Genomic DNA, 15,216 nt, shown 5'->3' on the forward strand with positions numbered 1-15,216 from the left:
AATCAAATGACACACGTTACCATACTTAAATATAGATTCAAGTTGGAAATTTAAAGGCTTATCAAAAAATAGCGACCGGATCTATTCGACAAATGCAGATTGGAGTTCTGGTATAATTCTGTCGATCCAAAGTTTGGTCAATAAGATCAGCCTGATATTCGCATCAAGCGGCCTGACACCATGATAAGCAGCCAGTAATTTAAATGATCAATCGCCCACATATTAGCTTTCCTTTGATTGTGCTTGTCGTACTGGCGTTATTGACCGTTTGGTTGGATCGCATCACTCATCCACCTGAACACGCTAAAGATGGCGATCTGTACCGTAATCCAGATTATATCGTCGAGGATCTATCGGGTATTCGAATGGAATATGACCAGGAAATTCATAGAAAATTTACTGCCCGCAAACTATTTCATTATCTGAGCGAGAACGTTACCCTGATGGAACAGGTGAGCTTTATCAGTACACAGCCTGATAAACCGCCGATCCATTTGCAAGCAGATCGCGCTGAAGTAAAAAATAAAGGTGAAAATATTTTTCTGAAGGAAAATGTCACAGCAATTCGAGGTACAGACCAGGAAAAAGGCAAGATCATATTGAAGACCGATTTTTTGCACCTTATTCCGCACCAGAGCCTGGTGACTACCGATCAGCCAGTGATCATTTCGCGAATGAATACCACGATTCATGGCACCGGCCTGGAGCTCAATAATGAAACCGGGATGATACAACTCCTTCAACAAGTCAAAGCAGTCAATCGCAAATGATCAGAAAAATGAAATTATTTTTTGTGATAACCGCATTATTGTTCGCTCAATCCGCATTTGCTGAAAAAGCCGATCGGAAGAAACCCGTGTATTTGGAAGCTGATCGAGCCACCGTGGAAGATGTCAATCGCAAAGAATCGAGTCGGATCAGTATTTTTACCGGGAATGTGATTCTGACTCAAGGAACGATGCGGATTCTTGCCGATAAATTGGTCATGAAGGAAGATTTGGATGGTTTTAAGCACGCGACGGCGACTGGAGACCTGGTCAGTTTTCGCCAGAAACGCGATGGCCTGGATGAATATGTCGAAGGCTGGAGTCAACGTGTTGAGTACGATAGCAAGACCGATAAGATTGAGTTATTTCGGCAGGCAAGATTGAAGCGGGGCGTTGATGAAGTGCAGGGTGATTATATTTCGTATGACATGAATACCGAATTTTTCAAAGTGATCGGAAGCAAGGAACGCGGGGTTGAGACGGGTCCCGATAAGCGAGTTCGCATCACTATTCAACCAAAAAATAAATCGGAGTGAATGCTGACGCTGAATGGACAGCAAGGCTAATTCCAGGCAATGAGCGAATTAAAGGCCAGTAATTTAAAAAAGCGCTACAAATCACGAACCGTGGTGCAGGATGTTTCCTTTTCGGTGCATAGTGGCGAAGTGGTTGGTCTGTTGGGTCCGAATGGCGCCGGAAAAACAACCTGTTTCTACATGATTGTTGGTCTGGTGCCGTTGGATGATGGCGGAATTTATCTGGATGACCAGGATCTGAGCCGGTTGCCCATTCATCAACGGGCCAAGCTTGGATTGAGCTATTTACCTCAAGAAGCATCCATTTTCAGACGTTTAACTGTCGAGGAAAATATTTTTGCAGTCCTGGAATTGCAGAAATGGGATGAGGATACAAAACAGCGGCATTTAGATGGTCTATTACATGATTTGCATATCAGTCATTTGCGTAATAATTCTGCCATCAGTTTATCGGGCGGAGAACGCCGCCGAGTCGAGATAGCCCGTGCCTTGGCTTCGCAACCGCGTTTCATTCTTCTCGATGAGCCGTTCGCAGGTGTTGATCCCATTGCGGTGGTCGACATCCAGAAAGTCATCGCTTTTCTCAAAGAACGGCAAATTGGTGTGCTGATCACCGATCATAATGTGCGCGAGACCTTGGGAATCTGTGATCGAGCTTACATTATCAGTGAAGGTCATGTTCTGGCTAATGGGAAGCCCGAGGAAATTATCGATAATGAGCAAGTGAGAGAAGTGTACTTGGGAGAGCATTTTCGATTGTAACGAAGCGGGTCACTTGGTAAAAATTATTTTTCTTCTGAATCTTGAAACAGACACTGCAATTAAAGCTATCGCAGCAATTGAAGCTGACTCCCCAATTACAGCAATCGATTCGGTTGCTGCAGTTGTCGACGCTTGAGCTGAACCAGGAAATCGAGCGGATTGTGCAGGAAAACCCCTTGCTGGAATTAGGCGAAGATTGGAACACGCCCACAGCCGACATTTCTGCATCTGACACGCTCTCTACTGATGCCTCAAACTTTGAGAATACGCCTGAAACACCCGAAACCACAGAGGAAACCGTTACCTCTGAAGAGCATACTCAGCAAGAGTTGGAATGGCCAGAAGACCATTTTAGTGCTGAAAGCGCTTCTCACGATGAGGATTATGAGGGCCCTCAGATCCCAGCCCAGCCAATTACGCTACGTGAACATTTGACCCTGCAGGTTTCTTGCCTTCATCAGGTTTCTGATCGTGAAAAAAGAATCATCGGCGTGCTGATCGATAGTCTGGATGATGATGGTTATCTGCTCCAGCCGCTGGATGAACTTCTGGAAATGCTGCCTTCCGAGCTCGGCATTAATTTAAGTGATCTGCAAAGTGCACTCAAGCATTTGCAGCGTTTGGATCCACCCGGGGTGGGCGCGCGCGATCTGCAGGAATGTCTGGTTTTGCAATTACAGATGCTACCGGAGCATGTCGATCATCGTGATCAAGCGCTCATTGTAGTACAAGAGCACTTGAAATTATTGGCGGCGCATGACTTCGCGCAAATCAAAAAGTTGCTGGGGTGCGATGATGAATGCCTGCGGACTATTCAGAAATTGATCATGCATTTGAATCCCAAGCCAGGAGCCGAATTCGATTCTCAAAGTGAACGTTACATCGTGCCGGACATTATCGTCACCAAACAGCAGGGGACATGGATGGCCAATCTTAACTTCGATGCGCTACCGAAGCTCAGCATCAATCGCCTGTATGCTAACATACTGAAACAAGCTCACGATAATTCCGCACGAAGTTTGGCTAATCAGCTTAACGAAGCGAAGTGGTTGATCAGGAACGTTCAACAACGTTCCAACACCATTTTGCGCGTGGCCAGGGCTATTATTGAGCGGCAGCAGCAATTTCTCGAGCATGGGGAAGTTGCCATGCGTCCTTTGGTGTTACGAGAAATCGCGGAAGTATTGAAGTTGCACGAATCGACTGTATCGCGCGTAACGACTCAGAAATTCATGCACACCCCACGGGGAATTTTTGAGCTTAAATATTTTTTTGGCAGTTATGTGTCTACCGATTCAGGAGGGGCTTGTTCAGCTACGGCTATACGTGCGTTGATCAGGCAATTGGTACAACAGGAAAATTCAAAAAAACCCCTGAGTGATAACAAAATTGCAACCATACTGGAACAACAAGGTATTGTTGTCGCTCGTCGGACTATTGCGAAATATCGAGAGTCGCTACAAATTCCTGCAGCAAATCTTCGCAAATCATTTTAATTAGAATAAAGGAAGAATATGAATCTCAAACTTACTGGCAATCATGTGGAAATTACCGAATCAATGCGTGAATATGTCATTTCAAAGATCAGTAAAATTACACGTCATTTTGACCATGTCATTGATGTCAGCGTTATTTTATCGGTAGAAAAACTAAAACAAAAAGCTGAAGCCAATGTTCACGTAAGGGGAAAAGATATTTTTGTCGAGACCGACAGTGAAGATATGTATGCCTCCATTGACAGCCTGGTAGACAAACTGGACCGGCAAATACTCAAGCACAAGGAAAAGAATCTTGAACGCCGTAATCACGGCGCACTCAAAGATCAGGATTTCGAGCAATAAGAAATCATACGCATACCATCGTGGCTTGGCAGCGCATCGGCGATACGCCGTAAGATTTCTTTTTAGCATTTGATTGAGTCGATCTTTTTCATGAATTTAATTTCGCAATTATTACCACCATCCAACGTCATCGTTGATCTGGATGTCGCCAGTAAGAAACGAGTGTTTGAGCAAGCCGGTTTGCTATTTGAAAATACCAATCAGATTGCTCGCAGCCAGGTATTTGATAGCTTGTTTGCCCGCGAGAAACTGGGATCTACCGGTCTGGGTCAGGGCGTGGCCATCCCTCATGGTCGAATCAAGGGTTTGCGCGAGGCGGTGGCGGCTTTGGTAACGATGAAGGAAGCCATCCCATTCGATGCGCCTGATGGCCAGCCGGTAAATATCGCGTGTATTTTGTTGGTGCCGGAGAAAGCGACCGACAAGCATCTGCAAATTTTAAGCGAACTGGCGCAGATGTTCAGTGACAAACAATTCCGCGATAACATCCTGCGCAGCAAGGATGCCACGGAAATCCACAAACTCATTGCTGATTGGGAACCGAATGTCACGAATTAGCATTGCGCAGCTATTTGAGGATAAGAAAGAAAAACTCGGTCTGAGTTGGATAGCGGGCCAAGAAGGCGGTGCCATCGAACTCAGCGATGATGAGATCGGCAAATCAGGGCAGGGGATGATTGGCCATTTGAATTTCATTCACCCGGATTGGATACAAGTGTTGAGTAGTGATGAAATTCACTATCTCAATAAACTTGAACCTGCTTCGCTTGAAAAAAAACTCAGCCAACTTACTCACAGTAATCTAGCGTGCTTGATTGTTGCCGATCATTCGGAAGTTCCTGACTCCATACTTCAGATGGCCAGCACCTCGAACATTCCCTTGTGGCGGTCGCCTCATCCCAGCCTGGAAATCATCTGGGTGATACGTACTTACCTGGGAAGCGTACTGGCTCCCTCGTGCAGTTTGCATGGCGTGCTTCTGGATGTGCTGGGCATGGGTGTGTTGATTACTGGCGAAAGCGGTGTGGGCAAGAGCGAACTGGCGCTGGAATTGATTAGCCGGGGTCATGGCTTGGTGGCGGATGATGTCGTCGAATTACGGCGCATTGCACCCGAGACACTGGAAGGCCGTTGTCCGCCGATGTTAAGGGATTATCTCGAAGTCCGGGGACTCGGCATGCTGAATATCCGCACGATTTTTGGCGAGACGGCAGTGCGGCGGCATAAGAACATGAAATTGATCGTTCATCTGCAGAATAGCGGCGGCACCGATGCCAGTCAATTAGAACGATTGCCGCTTAGTAATCTGAATGAGAACATCATGAGTGTCGATATCCGCAAGGTGATCATTCCAGTGGCGGCGGGGCGGAATCTGGCCGTTCTGGTCGAAGCTGCAGTACGGAACTATGTGCTGCAATTAAGGGGTATCGATAGCACCAAGGATTTTATTGAGCGCCATGATCAAGCCATGGAAAATGACTCAACCGACAAACACTAGGAAAGCGCTGAACAAAATGCCAGTGGCAGTCAAGCGCAGTAGTTTTTCAGAGTTTTTCTAGTAATTCATTTTGAGGTTCGCCTTCGTCTCGACGAACAAAATTCCAGGGATTTGGGCAAATGATGATGCAAAATCCGCAAATAATTACGCTGGCATTGACCGGTGCATCGGGAATGCCGTATGGAATTCGCCTGCTGGAACGCCTGCTGGCCGCCGATCGGCAAGTCTACCTGCTCTATTCCCAAGTGGCGCAGATCGTCGCGCAGCAGGAAATGGACATGAGTCTGCCATCACGTCCGCAGGAAGCCGAGTTGTTTTTTAATCAGCTTTATAATCTGCCTGAAGGACAGCTACGGATTTTCGGACGAGAGGAATGGTTTGCGCCGGTCGCGTCCGGTTCCAATCCAGCGGATGCGATGGTGATTTGTCCATGCAGTATGGGAGCGCTGGCGGCAATTGCGGCAGGGATGAGCCAGAAACTCATCGAGCGGGCGGCGGATGTGATGCTGAAGGAGAGTCGTCCGCTTATCATCGTGCCGCGCGAAACGCCTTTTTCAACCATACACCTGGAAAACATGCTCAAGCTTGCACGATGCGGGGTTACGATCTTGCCAGCCAATCCAGGTTTTTATCACCATCCGCAGACCATTCAGGATATGGTGGATTTCGTGGTGGCGCGCGTTCTTGACCATCTTGGCGTTGAACACGCCTTGATGCCACGATGGGGATCTGAGAGATAATCGCGTTTTACATGAGTCTCTCAGCAAACGCTTATTCGATCATTCCATGCCGAAGCCTGGCTCAACAGGTTCGTTTATTGGATGGGAATTGTGCTTTTCTGTTGATGACATCCTGCCCGATTGTTGTTCGTGACTTTTTTCGCATTTCCTCAGCGATTCATTCCTTATTCGGGGGATTTTGGCGCGGGATGTGGTGTTTTAAAAATACCGGCTTCGGTTACGATGTAATGCATTGCGATATCATGGGGTTGGGGGTGTACACTATCGAGCCGCTGCATCTCGAATGCAATGCCGATGGTCAGCGGTTGCGGATAATAGTCCGCCAACGTGCGATCAAAATAGCCACTGCCATAGCCCAGCCGGTAACCCTGCCGATCAAACCCCACCATGGGTATGCATACTGCATCGAGTTTGACAATGTGGGTATCGATGGGTACTGGAATGCCATATGCGCCGTTTTTCATGGGCGTATCAGATGACCATTCGCGGAAGCATAATGGACTGTTTCTGTCGATGACCTCGGGGAGGGCAAACACGGTGTCTTGTTGTCTCAATTGTTCGGCGAACTGCCGCGGATCATATTCACCGCGGAAGGGCCAATAAATTCCCAGCGTCAATCCCTGTGATACTGGCAGAAGTTGCATGAGCAGGGCGGAGATGGCTGCACTCCACTGGCGATGAACGGCTGGTGAGATTGCTTCGCGGGCTAGGATCAAGCGTTGGCGCTGCTGTTTTTTCCATTCCGACAAATTATCCATGGCTTACATCCGATAACACATTTTGCGTCAGCAATGTTCTGACCGGAGCAGGGATGGCTTGATCGAGCGCATCGATGGGGCTGATCCAGATGAACTGGTCGGTCTCGGCAGATGCATCGGTTATGACATGCAGCACCTGTGGATGAATACGGAGTTTAAAATGTGTGAACTGGTGATCGAGGATGGGAAGCGTGCGGGATGATTCGATGGCAAGTCCCCATTGACGCTGGCAAAAACTGAACACATCGCTGCCGGTTTCGATTTCAGGCAAGCACCATAATGCACCCCAGATACCGCTGGGAGGTCTTTTCTGCAGCAATACCTTCTGCTGCTGCATGAGGATCAAAAAGATAACTTCTTTTTGAGGCAGGGGTTTGCGGGTTCTGGGAGTCGGAAGCTGAGCGATGGTGTTCTCGGCGTGCGCGATGCAGTCTCGCTTGAGCGGGCACAGGCCACACAGAGGATTGCGGCGCGTGCAGACGATCGCACCTAGATCCATCAAAGCTTGCGTATAGGTTTCAATTTCACCCGCAAAATTATTGAGCGGTAACAGTTCTTCAGCTTTTTGCCATAATTGGTTCTGAATGACGGCATTGCCGGGATACCCGGAAATACCAAAATAACGTGCAAAAATCCGCTTGACGTTGCCATCGAGGATCGCTTCCCGTTTCCGAAATGCAAACACGGCGATGGCGGCGGCTGTTGAACGGCCGATGCCGGGAAGCTGCTGGATCACTTCGCGCGTATCAGGAAATTGTCCTTGATAGTCCTGCACGAGAATGCGCGCCGCCTGATGCAGATTGCGCGCGCGCGAGTAATAACCCAGACCGCTCCATAACGCCAGCACTGAATCCAGCGGGGCTTGAGCGAGATTGCGAATAGTGGGGAATTCCTGCAAGAATCGTTGGTAATAAGGAATCACCGTGGTGACCTGGGTTTGTTGCAACATGATTTCTGATAACCAGATCGTGTACGGATCGCGACTTTTTTGCCAAGGCAGGTGATGGCGACCGTGGTGTTCATGCCAATGGATTAATTGCTGTGCGACAGACGGCATCTTAGGGGTTGCACTGATGGTCAGGAGTGAATCGGACGTGATGAATCAATTGTTCAATGTCTTCATTCAGCGTTATATCGAAGAGCGATAAAAATGAAAAAAGAAGCAGAAGGATTGTGAGCGTCAATCGAACTTAACTTCGCTGAATTTGGCATTCGGATTGAGTACCTGCATTTTTGCCAGTTCAGTCAAGTCAATATGTTGACGTGTATCGCTATCGATCACCAAACATTCGCTTTTTTCAACTGAAGTGACGATGTCGATCGCCTTGCCTTCTATGGTGTGGCCATTTTTTAAAGTCAGCCTGACTTGATAACCATACATGCACGCAACTTCGACAAAATCGTGCAGTTCACATGAAATGATATCTTGAGTCATGGAAATTCCTCGGGTGAAAAGTTACACGTTATACGATACCTCGGTCACTGACAAGGCCGTGTGTGAGATTCAATGAGGCAGAACAGAGGAAGGGAAGGAGAAAATTCAGTGCAGCGGATCAAACAGCAGTGGTTAATCCTTTGGTTTATCCACGGCGCCAACGATGGTCATGACCTCGGTCGGCTGCAAATGCAGCAGTCTGGCAATATCGTCATAATCATCCGGCAAAGCGGCATCGTCCCATCCATTGGCGGAATGCCGGGCCAAATTGACCGCGTAATTCACATTGCGCACCCGCTGTTGGTTCGAGCAGCTCGGATCCATGACCGTCATCAGCAACTGAGGCAATTTCCATTTAACTGCGAGTTCATACTGCAATTGATTCAATGAGAAACCGAATATGCTTTCTTGTGCTGCTGCGCTGCGTATGGTTTTGTCCTGTTTTTGCATATTCTTTATTTTCAGCATGTCATCGGGTGCAAAGCACCACATCAGTATTTCCGAAATGTCATGCAATAGCGCGGTGATGCGAATTTCTTCGAAATGCAGATCATGCAAACGAACCGCCCAATCAAATGCATAGGATGATGCTACATGGGCGCGATGAGTGGTTTTCAATAGATATACCAGGTTATTCATATGACCACGGCCAAGAACTTCTTCGACCAGTGGTTTGGGCGATACCTTATTTAATGTCGTTTCCAATCCCAGCATCATGATCATTTGCTCGACTTCCACGACATCATGTTCCTGACAGCGGTGTTTGTGCTGCTGGAGATAACGCAAGAGCTTCGCCGTCATGAGCGGATCGTTTTTTACCACATGGGCAAGACTGCGGGCATTCAAATGCTTGTCATCCTGTTCCAGCAGGGTGATATTGCGTGCAGTTTGTCTGAGAACAGGAATTTCTGTTTTAGTCAGAAAACTGACCCACTCTGATAATTTGTTTTTAACGGGTAATCGCATGGTTGACTCCTGAGCTGGAATATCATGTGCTTTAAACGACATGACATTATGCGATCTTTAGATAATATTCAACGATTAGGCTGTGTTGACAGCCTTATAGGAATGGCTAGGATAAATTTGACGAAGCGTCTATTGCATTGCACGCTGTCCAAACGCCAGAGTACTTCAGAATCCTCAGAAGAACAATCGCTCCAGTTCAATACCAGGATCTTCAGCACGCATGAAAGCTTCGCCGACAAGAAATGTGCTGACTTGATTGCTGCGCATGAGTGCAACATCCGCGGGGGAATGAATACCGCTCTCGGTAACGACAATTTTATTTGACGGAATCTTATCCAGTAATTCCAGAGTGGTTTGCAAAGAGGTGCTGAAGGTATGCAAATTACGGTTATTGATGCCGATCAGTGGCGTGGTCAATTGCAGGGCCAGTTCCAGCTCCACTGCATCATGGACTTCTACCAGAACGGACATGTTCAAAGCATGGGCTAAAGATTCCAGTTTCTGCATATGCGCCAGGGAATCAGCAGGCGTATTGCGATGTTCCAATAAAAAGGCGCTGACGATCAATAAAATACAATCGGCATCCATGACACGGGCTTCCGCAACTTGGTAATCGTCCAGCATGAAATCCTTGCGCAATACCGGCAGTGAACAAGCGGAGCGTGCTTCCTGCAGATATTCCGCGCTTCCCATGAAAAACTGCCGGTCCGTCAACACGGATAGACAAGCAGCGCCATGCCGGGCGTAGGTTTTCGCTATCTCGGCAGGGGAAAATATCAAAGATTGTGTGTCGGTTTCCGAGGTACGGCCGCGCAATCGTCCTTTACTGGGGCTGGCTTGTTTGATTTCGGCAATGACCGCTGATTGTCCAGTGGCGATTTTATTGCGAATGGCGGCTACAAAATTGCGTGGACGGGAATTCATTCGCGCCTCATCGAGAAGAGAGGTATATGACGTTGCCGCTTTGGCTGCGTGAATTTCTTGCTTTTTTACTGCGAGAATTTTTTCTAAAATATCAGACATTAGAAGATTCGATAGCGTTTTTCTGGGTAAATTCCACAAGCTGCTGAAGCTTGTGCAGCGCGGCGCCACTTTCAATGGCTTGACGCGCTGCGTCGACGCCATCGTCGAGAGTACGGGTGAGTCCGGCGGCGTAAATAGCGGCGCCGGCATTCAATAGCACGATGTCCCGCGCTGGGCCGGGTACGTTTTCCAGTACCGACATCAGCATTTTTTTTGCATGCTTGCTATCATTGACTTGAATGGCTTCGATAGCGGCTGTTTTCAAACCGAAGTCTTCCGGCTTGATGGTATAGGTGGTGACTCTGTCATTTTTCAATTCGCCGATATGTGTTTCGCCGGTTATCGAGATCTCATCCAAGCCATCTTTGCCATGTACGATCAGTACGTGCTGACTGCCCAGTTGCTGCAGAACATGAGCCAAAGTTTCCACCAGTTCCGCGCTGAATACGCCCAGTACCTGCCGTTTGGCCTGCGCCGGATTGGTCAGCGGCCCAAGAATATTGAATAAGGTCTTGATGCCCAGCTCGCGCCGAACGGGTGCTGCATGTTTCATTGCGGCATGGTAATGAGGCGCAAACATGAAACCCACACCGATGTCCTGAATGCTTCGAGCAACTTGCTGAGGTGTCTGGTTCAAGTTAACGCCCAATGCTTCCAGCACATCGGCGCTCCCTGATTTGCTCGAAACGGATCTGCCGCCATGCTTGGCGACACGAGCGCCCGCAGCGGCCGCCACGAAGGCCGATGCGGTTGAGATATTGAAGGTGTGGGCGGCATCGCCTCCGGTGCCACAGGTGTCGACCAAATGTGCCTGTTCCGGAACCTCGACGCTAGTGGCCAGTTCCCGCATGACTCTGGCAGCAGCGGTAATTTCTTCGATAGTTTCATTTTTTACCCGCAACCCAATGATGATGCCGGCAATCAGAACGGGTGAAATCTCCCCCTGCATGATTTGCCGCATCAGCGATATCATCTCGTCATGTGCGAGGTGTTGATGAGCAATGATGCGATGCAGCGCTTGCTGGGGCGTCATTTGTTTACCTTGCTGGATTGTTTCACGGCGCGATGAAGAAAATTTTCCAGCATTTGATGGCCATGTTCGCTCAAGATCGATTCGGGATGAAACTGGATGCCTTCGATCGCCAGCGTCTTATGCCGTATTCCCATGATTTCGCCGTCTTCGGTCCATGCCGTAACCTCGAGGCAATCGGGCAACGTCGAACGTTCCACTACCAGTGAATGATAACGAGTGGCGATAAATGGATTGGGCAAGTTCTCGAAGACGCCGACATTATGATGAAAAATGGGTGAGGTTTTTCCATGCATGAGCTGCTTGGCATGGATAACCCGTCCGCCAAATGCCTGTCCAATGCTCTGGTGCCCCAAACAGACACCCAGCACCGGGATGTGCTGACTGAACTGATTGATCACTGCCAGCGATACTCCCGCTTCGTTAGGGGTGCAAGGCCCAGGGGAAATCACAATACGCGCAGGACTAAGCTGGGAAATTTTCTCTACGGTGATTTCGTCATTTCGATACACGACGACCTCTTCACCCAGCTCGGAAAAATATTGCACGAGGTTATAGGTAAAGGAGTCGTAGTTATCAATCATTAGTAACATATGAATCAACGCTGTGTTTGTAGTGGCTATTATTCTGTGCTGCTGATGAAGACTCACAGCATGGACGAATCTTCCTGAACTGACTGAATAAAAATAGCCGAATTTTACCAGTTCAACGGGTGCGAGTGTTGATTCATCGCATGACTGCGGTTGCGGGCATTTGATATTGCCCCGTTAATTCAGTAAAATAAGCGACTTTTCAAACCTTGCCTCATCAAAATCCTTGAGAGGCTTTACCCATAAGGAACCTATGCGACATTACGAAATAGTTTTTATTGTTCATCCTGATCAGAGTGAACAAGTCCCTGCAATGATCGAACGCTATCGTGGCATCGTTACCGCAAAGAATGGCAAAATCCATCGCGTCGAAGATTGGGGGCGCCGCCAACTTGCTTATTTGATTCAGAAAGTCCACAAAGCGCATTATGTCCTGATGAATATCGAATGTGACCAGGAAGCGTTGAATGATCTGGAACACGCGTTTAAATTCAGTGATGCGGTGCTCCGTCATCTGACCATCAGAACGAACGGCCCGGTTACGGAACCGTCGCCGATGATGCGTCAGGAAGAGCGAGCGAGCTCTACGGGTACGCAAAATCCCGATATAAGCGCGGATGATTCTGACTCGGATGATATCGCCGAAGAAGCGAGCGCTTCTGCATAAGCTAAGTAGCATTGGATTGCAATCACACCATTATTTGTGGAAGAATCAATAAATTAGGTATCTTGCGATATTCTCCGGCGGGTGTTGCCGTGATCGAATTTACCGTCGATCATTTATCTCGGCAAATTGAAGCCGGCGTGGCCCGGCAAATACGATGTGAAATTCATGCCGTCGCTCTCGGCCAGCTGGCAATGACGATTGCTGAATTCCAAATCGAGAGCAGACTTAAATTGACCGGTTTCCTCAATCGAAAGAGTCACAAGGATCATCAGCTCGTTTTGCATGCTCAGCAGGTTGCTCTTATATAAACAATACAATAGGAAATAAAATGACACGATTTACACGGCGTAAAGACAGCAAGGATAAAGAAAGAGACAAAAAAGCCAATCGCCCCTTGTTCAAGCGTAAGAAGTTTTGCCGCTTTAGCGCGGAAGGAATCAAGCAGGTGGATTATAAGGACATTGAAATATTGAAAGATTTCATCAGTGAGAATGGCAAGATCATTCCTGCGCGCATTACCGGCACTCGCGCCTTTTATCAACGCCAGCTCGGGACAGCCGTGGAAAGAGCGCGTTTTCTGGCGCTGTTGCCCTACACTGATCAGCATTAAGGAGTCATGACATGCAAATTATTTTGATGGAAAAGATTGCCAATCTTGGGCAATTAGGGGATATCGTCAATGTGAAGAGTGGCTTCGCACGCAATTATCTGATCCCGCAGGGAAAGGCCAAACGTGCCACGGAACAGGCGATTGCAGAATTTCAGACCAAACGGGCTGAACTTGAGAAAATTCAAGCAGCGTCGGTAGCTGCTGCGCAGGCGATTGCTGACAAATTGGATGGATTATTGGTGCAGATAACCCAGAAAACCGGCAATGATGGCAAATTATTCGGCTCGGTCAACAATGCAAATATTGCCGAGGCGCTCGCCGCGCAGGGTTTCGCTATCGAACGCGCGATGATACGTATGCCGCATGGCCAACTAAAACAAGTAGGAGATTATCCGCTGACCATTTCGCTGCACAGCGACGTGACGGCGACCATCACTGTATCCGTGCTGGGCGAAGCCATGCTGTAGCGTTTCTGAATGCCATTGTATAAAAAGGACTATTGAAATTTTGGTAGTCCTTTTTTTATTTTGCTGATCAGCTTGCGGTCAGCAAATGATAGAATCAAACGTTCTTCTCTTGGATTCCGCTCAGCCATGGCACAATCATCCATCAGTCTTTATCCAGATCAACTCGCAGATCCCTATAAAACGCCGCCGCACTCGATTGAGAGCGAGCAGTCCGTTCTCGGTGGGTTGATGCTCGATAACAGTGCCTGGGAGAAAGTGGCTGACGTCATTACCGATCACGATTTTTACCGTAACGATCATCGGCTGATCTATCATCATATCTGTAAATTGATTGATCAGAACAAGCCGGCGGATGTGATTACGGTAGCCGAATCTCTCGAAACGTCGGCCGAACTGCAAACGATCGGTGGACTCGCTTACATCGGCACCATCGTGCAAAACACGCCTTCAGCAGCAAACATCAAACGTTACGCCGAAATCGTCCGGGAACGCTCGATTATGCGCAATCTGGCGCAGATCGGCGTGCAGATTACCGATTCCGCCTATAATCCAATCGGCCGTACTGCGGCAGACTTGCTTGATGAAGCAGAGGCAAAGGTTTTTGAAATTGCTGAAGAAGGCGCGCGCGGCAAGCAAGGGTTCATCGATATTCAACCGTTGTTGAAACAGGTCGTTGAGCGGATCGAACTGCTCTACAATCAAGACAATCCTAGTAATGTGACCGGTATTGCGTCGGGTTTCTACGATCTGGATCAAAAGACCTCCGGACTTCAACCCGGCGATCTGATTATCGTCGCAGGCCGCCCATCGATGGGGAAAACGGCATTTTCATTGAATATCGCCGAGAATGTGGCGTTGGAATTGAACAAACCGGTCGCGGTGTTCAGCATGGAAATGGGAGGAGCGCAACTGGCGATGCGTATGCTGGGGTCTGTCGGCAAGCTCGATCAACATAAAGTGCGCACCGGCCGGTTGGATGATGAAGATTGGCCGAAGCTTACGCACGCGCTGGGCAAGTTGAATGAAGCACCCATATTCATCGATGAGACTGCTGCGTTGAATGCGCTGGAATTGAGGGCGCGCGCCCGGCGGTTGTACCGGCAATATGGCGAGCTGGGGTTGATCGTCGTCGACTATCTGCAACTCATGTCATCGAGTAGTCCTGGTGAAAATCGTGCCACTGAAATATCGGAAATTTCGCGTGCTTTGAAGGGCCTGGCGAAAGAATTGAAAGTGCCTGTGGTTGCATTGTCACAACTGAATCGAAGTCTGGAGCAGCGCCCGAATAAACGGCCGGTGATGTCTGATCTGCGCGAATCGGGAGCGATCGAACAGGACGCCGATGTCATTCTGTTCATTTACCGCGATGAGGTTTACAACCCCGATTCTGCGGACAAAGGTATCGCCGAGATCATCATTGGCAAGCAACGGAATGGGCCCATCGGCAAGGTGGATCTGACCTTCTTGGGCGAATACACCCGGTTTGAGAACTATGCCAGACCCGAATACTATTGATCTTGATCAGG

The 15,216-nt window shown here is 48.4% G+C and carries 20 protein-coding genes; 13 read left to right on the top strand and 7 right to left on the bottom strand.

The genetic code is table 11. The features are described from left to right. Positions 1–203: 203 nt before the first annotated feature. From lptC to ABF87_RS09275, 8 genes are all read left to right on the top strand, one after another. A complete protein-coding gene (gene lptC, locus ABF87_RS09240; RefSeq protein WP_160828842.1) occupies positions 204–770 on the top strand; it encodes an LPS export ABC transporter periplasmic protein LptC in 567 nt (188 codons plus the stop codon). A gap of 8 nt (positions 771–778) precedes the next feature. Beyond that, complete coding sequence (lptA, locus tag ABF87_RS09245) at positions 779–1,303, top strand: lipopolysaccharide transport periplasmic protein LptA (RefSeq protein ID WP_160828843.1); 525 nt, start codon at positions 779–781, stop codon at positions 1,301–1,303. 39 nt (positions 1,304–1,342) lie between these two features. Next, on the top strand, positions 1,343–2,065 hold the full coding sequence (gene lptB / locus ABF87_RS09250; protein WP_160828844.1) for an LPS export ABC transporter ATP-binding protein: 723 nt from the start codon (positions 1,343–1,345) through the stop codon (positions 2,063–2,065). A gap of 41 nt (positions 2,066–2,106) precedes the next feature. After that, positions 2,107–3,561 (top strand): RNA polymerase factor sigma-54, encoded by a 1,455-nt coding sequence (locus ABF87_RS09255; RefSeq protein ID WP_160828845.1) that lies wholly within the window; start codon positions 2,107–2,109, stop codon positions 3,559–3,561. Positions 3,562–3,579: 18 nt separating this feature from the next. Beyond that, positions 3,580–3,906 carry a ribosome-associated translation inhibitor RaiA gene (gene raiA / locus ABF87_RS09260; RefSeq protein ID WP_160828846.1) on the top strand — a complete coding sequence of 109 codons (327 nt, stop codon included), beginning with the start codon at positions 3,580–3,582 and terminating at the stop codon, positions 3,904–3,906. Positions 3,907–3,996: 90 nt separating this feature from the next. Beyond that, a complete protein-coding gene (locus ABF87_RS09265; protein ID WP_160828847.1) occupies positions 3,997–4,464 on the top strand; it encodes a PTS sugar transporter subunit IIA in 468 nt (155 codons plus the stop codon). Then, positions 4,451–5,404 carry an HPr(Ser) kinase/phosphatase gene (gene hprK, locus ABF87_RS09270; RefSeq protein WP_160828848.1) on the top strand — a complete coding sequence of 318 codons (954 nt, stop codon included), beginning with the start codon at positions 4,451–4,453 and terminating at the stop codon, positions 5,402–5,404. Before ABF87_RS09265 ends, hprK begins: the two co-directional genes overlap by 14 nt. A gap of 125 nt (positions 5,405–5,529) precedes the next feature. After that, a complete protein-coding gene (locus ABF87_RS09275) occupies positions 5,530–6,144 on the top strand; it encodes a flavin prenyltransferase UbiX (protein WP_160828901.1) in 615 nt (204 codons plus the stop codon). A gap of 164 nt (positions 6,145–6,308) precedes the next feature. Here ABF87_RS09275 and ABF87_RS09280 read toward each other — a convergent pair whose 3' ends face one another. The 7 genes from ABF87_RS09280 to ABF87_RS09310 form a co-directional block, all read right to left on the bottom strand. Then, positions 6,309–6,902, bottom strand: a complete 594-nt coding sequence (locus ABF87_RS09280; protein WP_160828849.1) for a 5-formyltetrahydrofolate cyclo-ligase — start codon at positions 6,900–6,902, stop codon at positions 6,309–6,311. Beyond that, a complete protein-coding gene (gene mutY, locus ABF87_RS09285) occupies positions 6,895–7,959 on the bottom strand; it encodes an A/G-specific adenine glycosylase (RefSeq protein WP_160828850.1) in 1,065 nt (354 codons plus the stop codon). The genes ABF87_RS09280 and mutY overlap by 8 nt, the downstream gene beginning before the upstream one ends. 123 nt (positions 7,960–8,082) lie before the next feature. After that, positions 8,083–8,337: a Rho-binding antiterminator gene (locus ABF87_RS09290; RefSeq protein ID WP_160828851.1), complete on the bottom strand. Its 255-nt coding sequence runs from the start codon at positions 8,335–8,337 to the stop codon at positions 8,083–8,085. 132 nt (positions 8,338–8,469) lie between these two features. Beyond that, entirely contained in the window at positions 8,470–9,303 is an 834-nt protein-coding gene (locus tag ABF87_RS09295; protein WP_160828852.1) for an HDOD domain-containing protein, read from the bottom strand. A gap of 174 nt (positions 9,304–9,477) precedes the next feature. Then, a complete protein-coding gene (trpC, locus tag ABF87_RS09300) occupies positions 9,478–10,326 on the bottom strand; it encodes an indole-3-glycerol phosphate synthase TrpC (RefSeq protein WP_160828853.1) in 849 nt (282 codons plus the stop codon). Continuing rightward, positions 10,319–11,359, bottom strand: coding sequence for an anthranilate phosphoribosyltransferase (gene trpD / locus ABF87_RS09305; RefSeq protein WP_160828854.1), 1,041 nt, complete (start codon positions 11,357–11,359; stop codon positions 10,319–10,321). Before trpD ends, trpC begins: the two co-directional genes overlap by 8 nt. Further along, entirely contained in the window at positions 11,356–11,949 is a 594-nt protein-coding gene (locus ABF87_RS09310) for an aminodeoxychorismate/anthranilate synthase component II (RefSeq protein WP_160828855.1), read from the bottom strand. The genes trpD and ABF87_RS09310 overlap by 4 nt, the downstream gene beginning before the upstream one ends. A 250-nt stretch (positions 11,950–12,199) precedes the next feature. On the opposite strand from ABF87_RS09310, the gene rpsF reads away from it, so the two are divergent. The 5 genes from rpsF (at position 12,200) to dnaB (ending at position 15,205) form a co-directional block, all read left to right on the top strand. Next, positions 12,200–12,613, top strand: a complete 414-nt coding sequence (gene rpsF / locus ABF87_RS09315; RefSeq protein ID WP_160828856.1) for a 30S ribosomal protein S6 — start codon at positions 12,200–12,202, stop codon at positions 12,611–12,613. A gap of 11 nt (positions 12,614–12,624) precedes the next feature. Continuing rightward, entirely contained in the window at positions 12,625–12,921 is a 297-nt protein-coding gene (priB, locus tag ABF87_RS09320) for a primosomal replication protein N (protein WP_160828857.1), read from the top strand. 20 nt (positions 12,922–12,941) lie between these two features. Then, a complete protein-coding gene (gene rpsR, locus ABF87_RS09325; RefSeq protein WP_160828858.1) occupies positions 12,942–13,223 on the top strand; it encodes a 30S ribosomal protein S18 in 282 nt (93 codons plus the stop codon). Between the two features lie 11 nt (positions 13,224–13,234). Beyond that, positions 13,235–13,690: a 50S ribosomal protein L9 gene (gene rplI / locus ABF87_RS09330; protein WP_160828859.1), complete on the top strand. Its 456-nt coding sequence runs from the start codon at positions 13,235–13,237 to the stop codon at positions 13,688–13,690. A 126-nt stretch (positions 13,691–13,816) separates the two neighbouring features. Then, positions 13,817–15,205, top strand: a complete 1,389-nt coding sequence (gene dnaB, locus ABF87_RS09335) for a replicative DNA helicase (protein ID WP_160828860.1) — start codon at positions 13,817–13,819, stop codon at positions 15,203–15,205. Positions 15,206–15,216: the final 11 nt, after the last annotated feature.

The sequence above is a fragment of the Nitrosomonas sp. JL21 genome (assembly GCF_009833095.1).
In the GTDB taxonomy this organism is placed as follows: domain Bacteria; phylum Pseudomonadota; class Gammaproteobacteria; order Burkholderiales; family Nitrosomonadaceae; genus Nitrosomonas.

Bases quoted from the DNA above. Each gene is read 5' to 3' on its own strand.
- dnaB (WP_160828860.1), top strand. From the start codon at position 13,817: ATGGCACAATCATCCATCAGTCTTTATCCAGATCAACTCGCAGATCCC.
- lptA (WP_160828843.1), top strand. From the start codon at position 779: ATGAAATTATTTTTTGTGATAACCGCATTATTGTTCGCTCAATCCGCA.
- ABF87_RS09275 (WP_160828901.1), top strand. From the start codon at position 5,530: ATGCAAAATCCGCAAATAATTACGCTGGCATTGACCGGTGCATCGGGA.
- mutY (WP_160828850.1), bottom strand. From the start codon at position 7,959: ATGCCGTCTGTCGCACAGCAATTAATCCATTGGCATGAACACCACGGT.
- rpsF (WP_160828856.1), top strand. From the start codon at position 12,200: ATGCGACATTACGAAATAGTTTTTATTGTTCATCCTGATCAGAGTGAA.
- raiA (WP_160828846.1), top strand. From the start codon at position 3,580: ATGAATCTCAAACTTACTGGCAATCATGTGGAAATTACCGAATCAATG.
- ABF87_RS09295 (WP_160828852.1), bottom strand. From the start codon at position 9,303: ATGCGATTACCCGTTAAAAACAAATTATCAGAGTGGGTCAGTTTTCTG.
- rplI (WP_160828859.1), top strand. From the start codon at position 13,235: ATGCAAATTATTTTGATGGAAAAGATTGCCAATCTTGGGCAATTAGGG.
- trpC (WP_160828853.1), bottom strand. From the start codon at position 10,326: ATGTCTGATATTTTAGAAAAAATTCTCGCAGTAAAAAAGCAAGAAATT.
- lptB (WP_160828844.1), top strand. From the start codon at position 1,343: ATGAGCGAATTAAAGGCCAGTAATTTAAAAAAGCGCTACAAATCACGA.
- hprK (WP_160828848.1), top strand. From the start codon at position 4,451: ATGTCACGAATTAGCATTGCGCAGCTATTTGAGGATAAGAAAGAAAAA.
- ABF87_RS09265 (WP_160828847.1), top strand. From the start codon at position 3,997: ATGAATTTAATTTCGCAATTATTACCACCATCCAACGTCATCGTTGAT.
- ABF87_RS09310 (WP_160828855.1), bottom strand. From the start codon at position 11,949: ATGTTACTAATGATTGATAACTACGACTCCTTTACCTATAACCTCGTG.
- ABF87_RS09290 (WP_160828851.1), bottom strand. From the start codon at position 8,337: ATGACTCAAGATATCATTTCATGTGAACTGCACGATTTTGTCGAAGTT.
- trpD (WP_160828854.1), bottom strand. From the start codon at position 11,359: ATGACGCCCCAGCAAGCGCTGCATCGCATCATTGCTCATCAACACCTC.
- lptC (WP_160828842.1), top strand. From the start codon at position 204: ATGATCAATCGCCCACATATTAGCTTTCCTTTGATTGTGCTTGTCGTA.
- rpsR (WP_160828858.1), top strand. From the start codon at position 12,942: ATGACACGATTTACACGGCGTAAAGACAGCAAGGATAAAGAAAGAGAC.
- ABF87_RS09280 (WP_160828849.1), bottom strand. From the start codon at position 6,902: ATGGATAATTTGTCGGAATGGAAAAAACAGCAGCGCCAACGCTTGATC.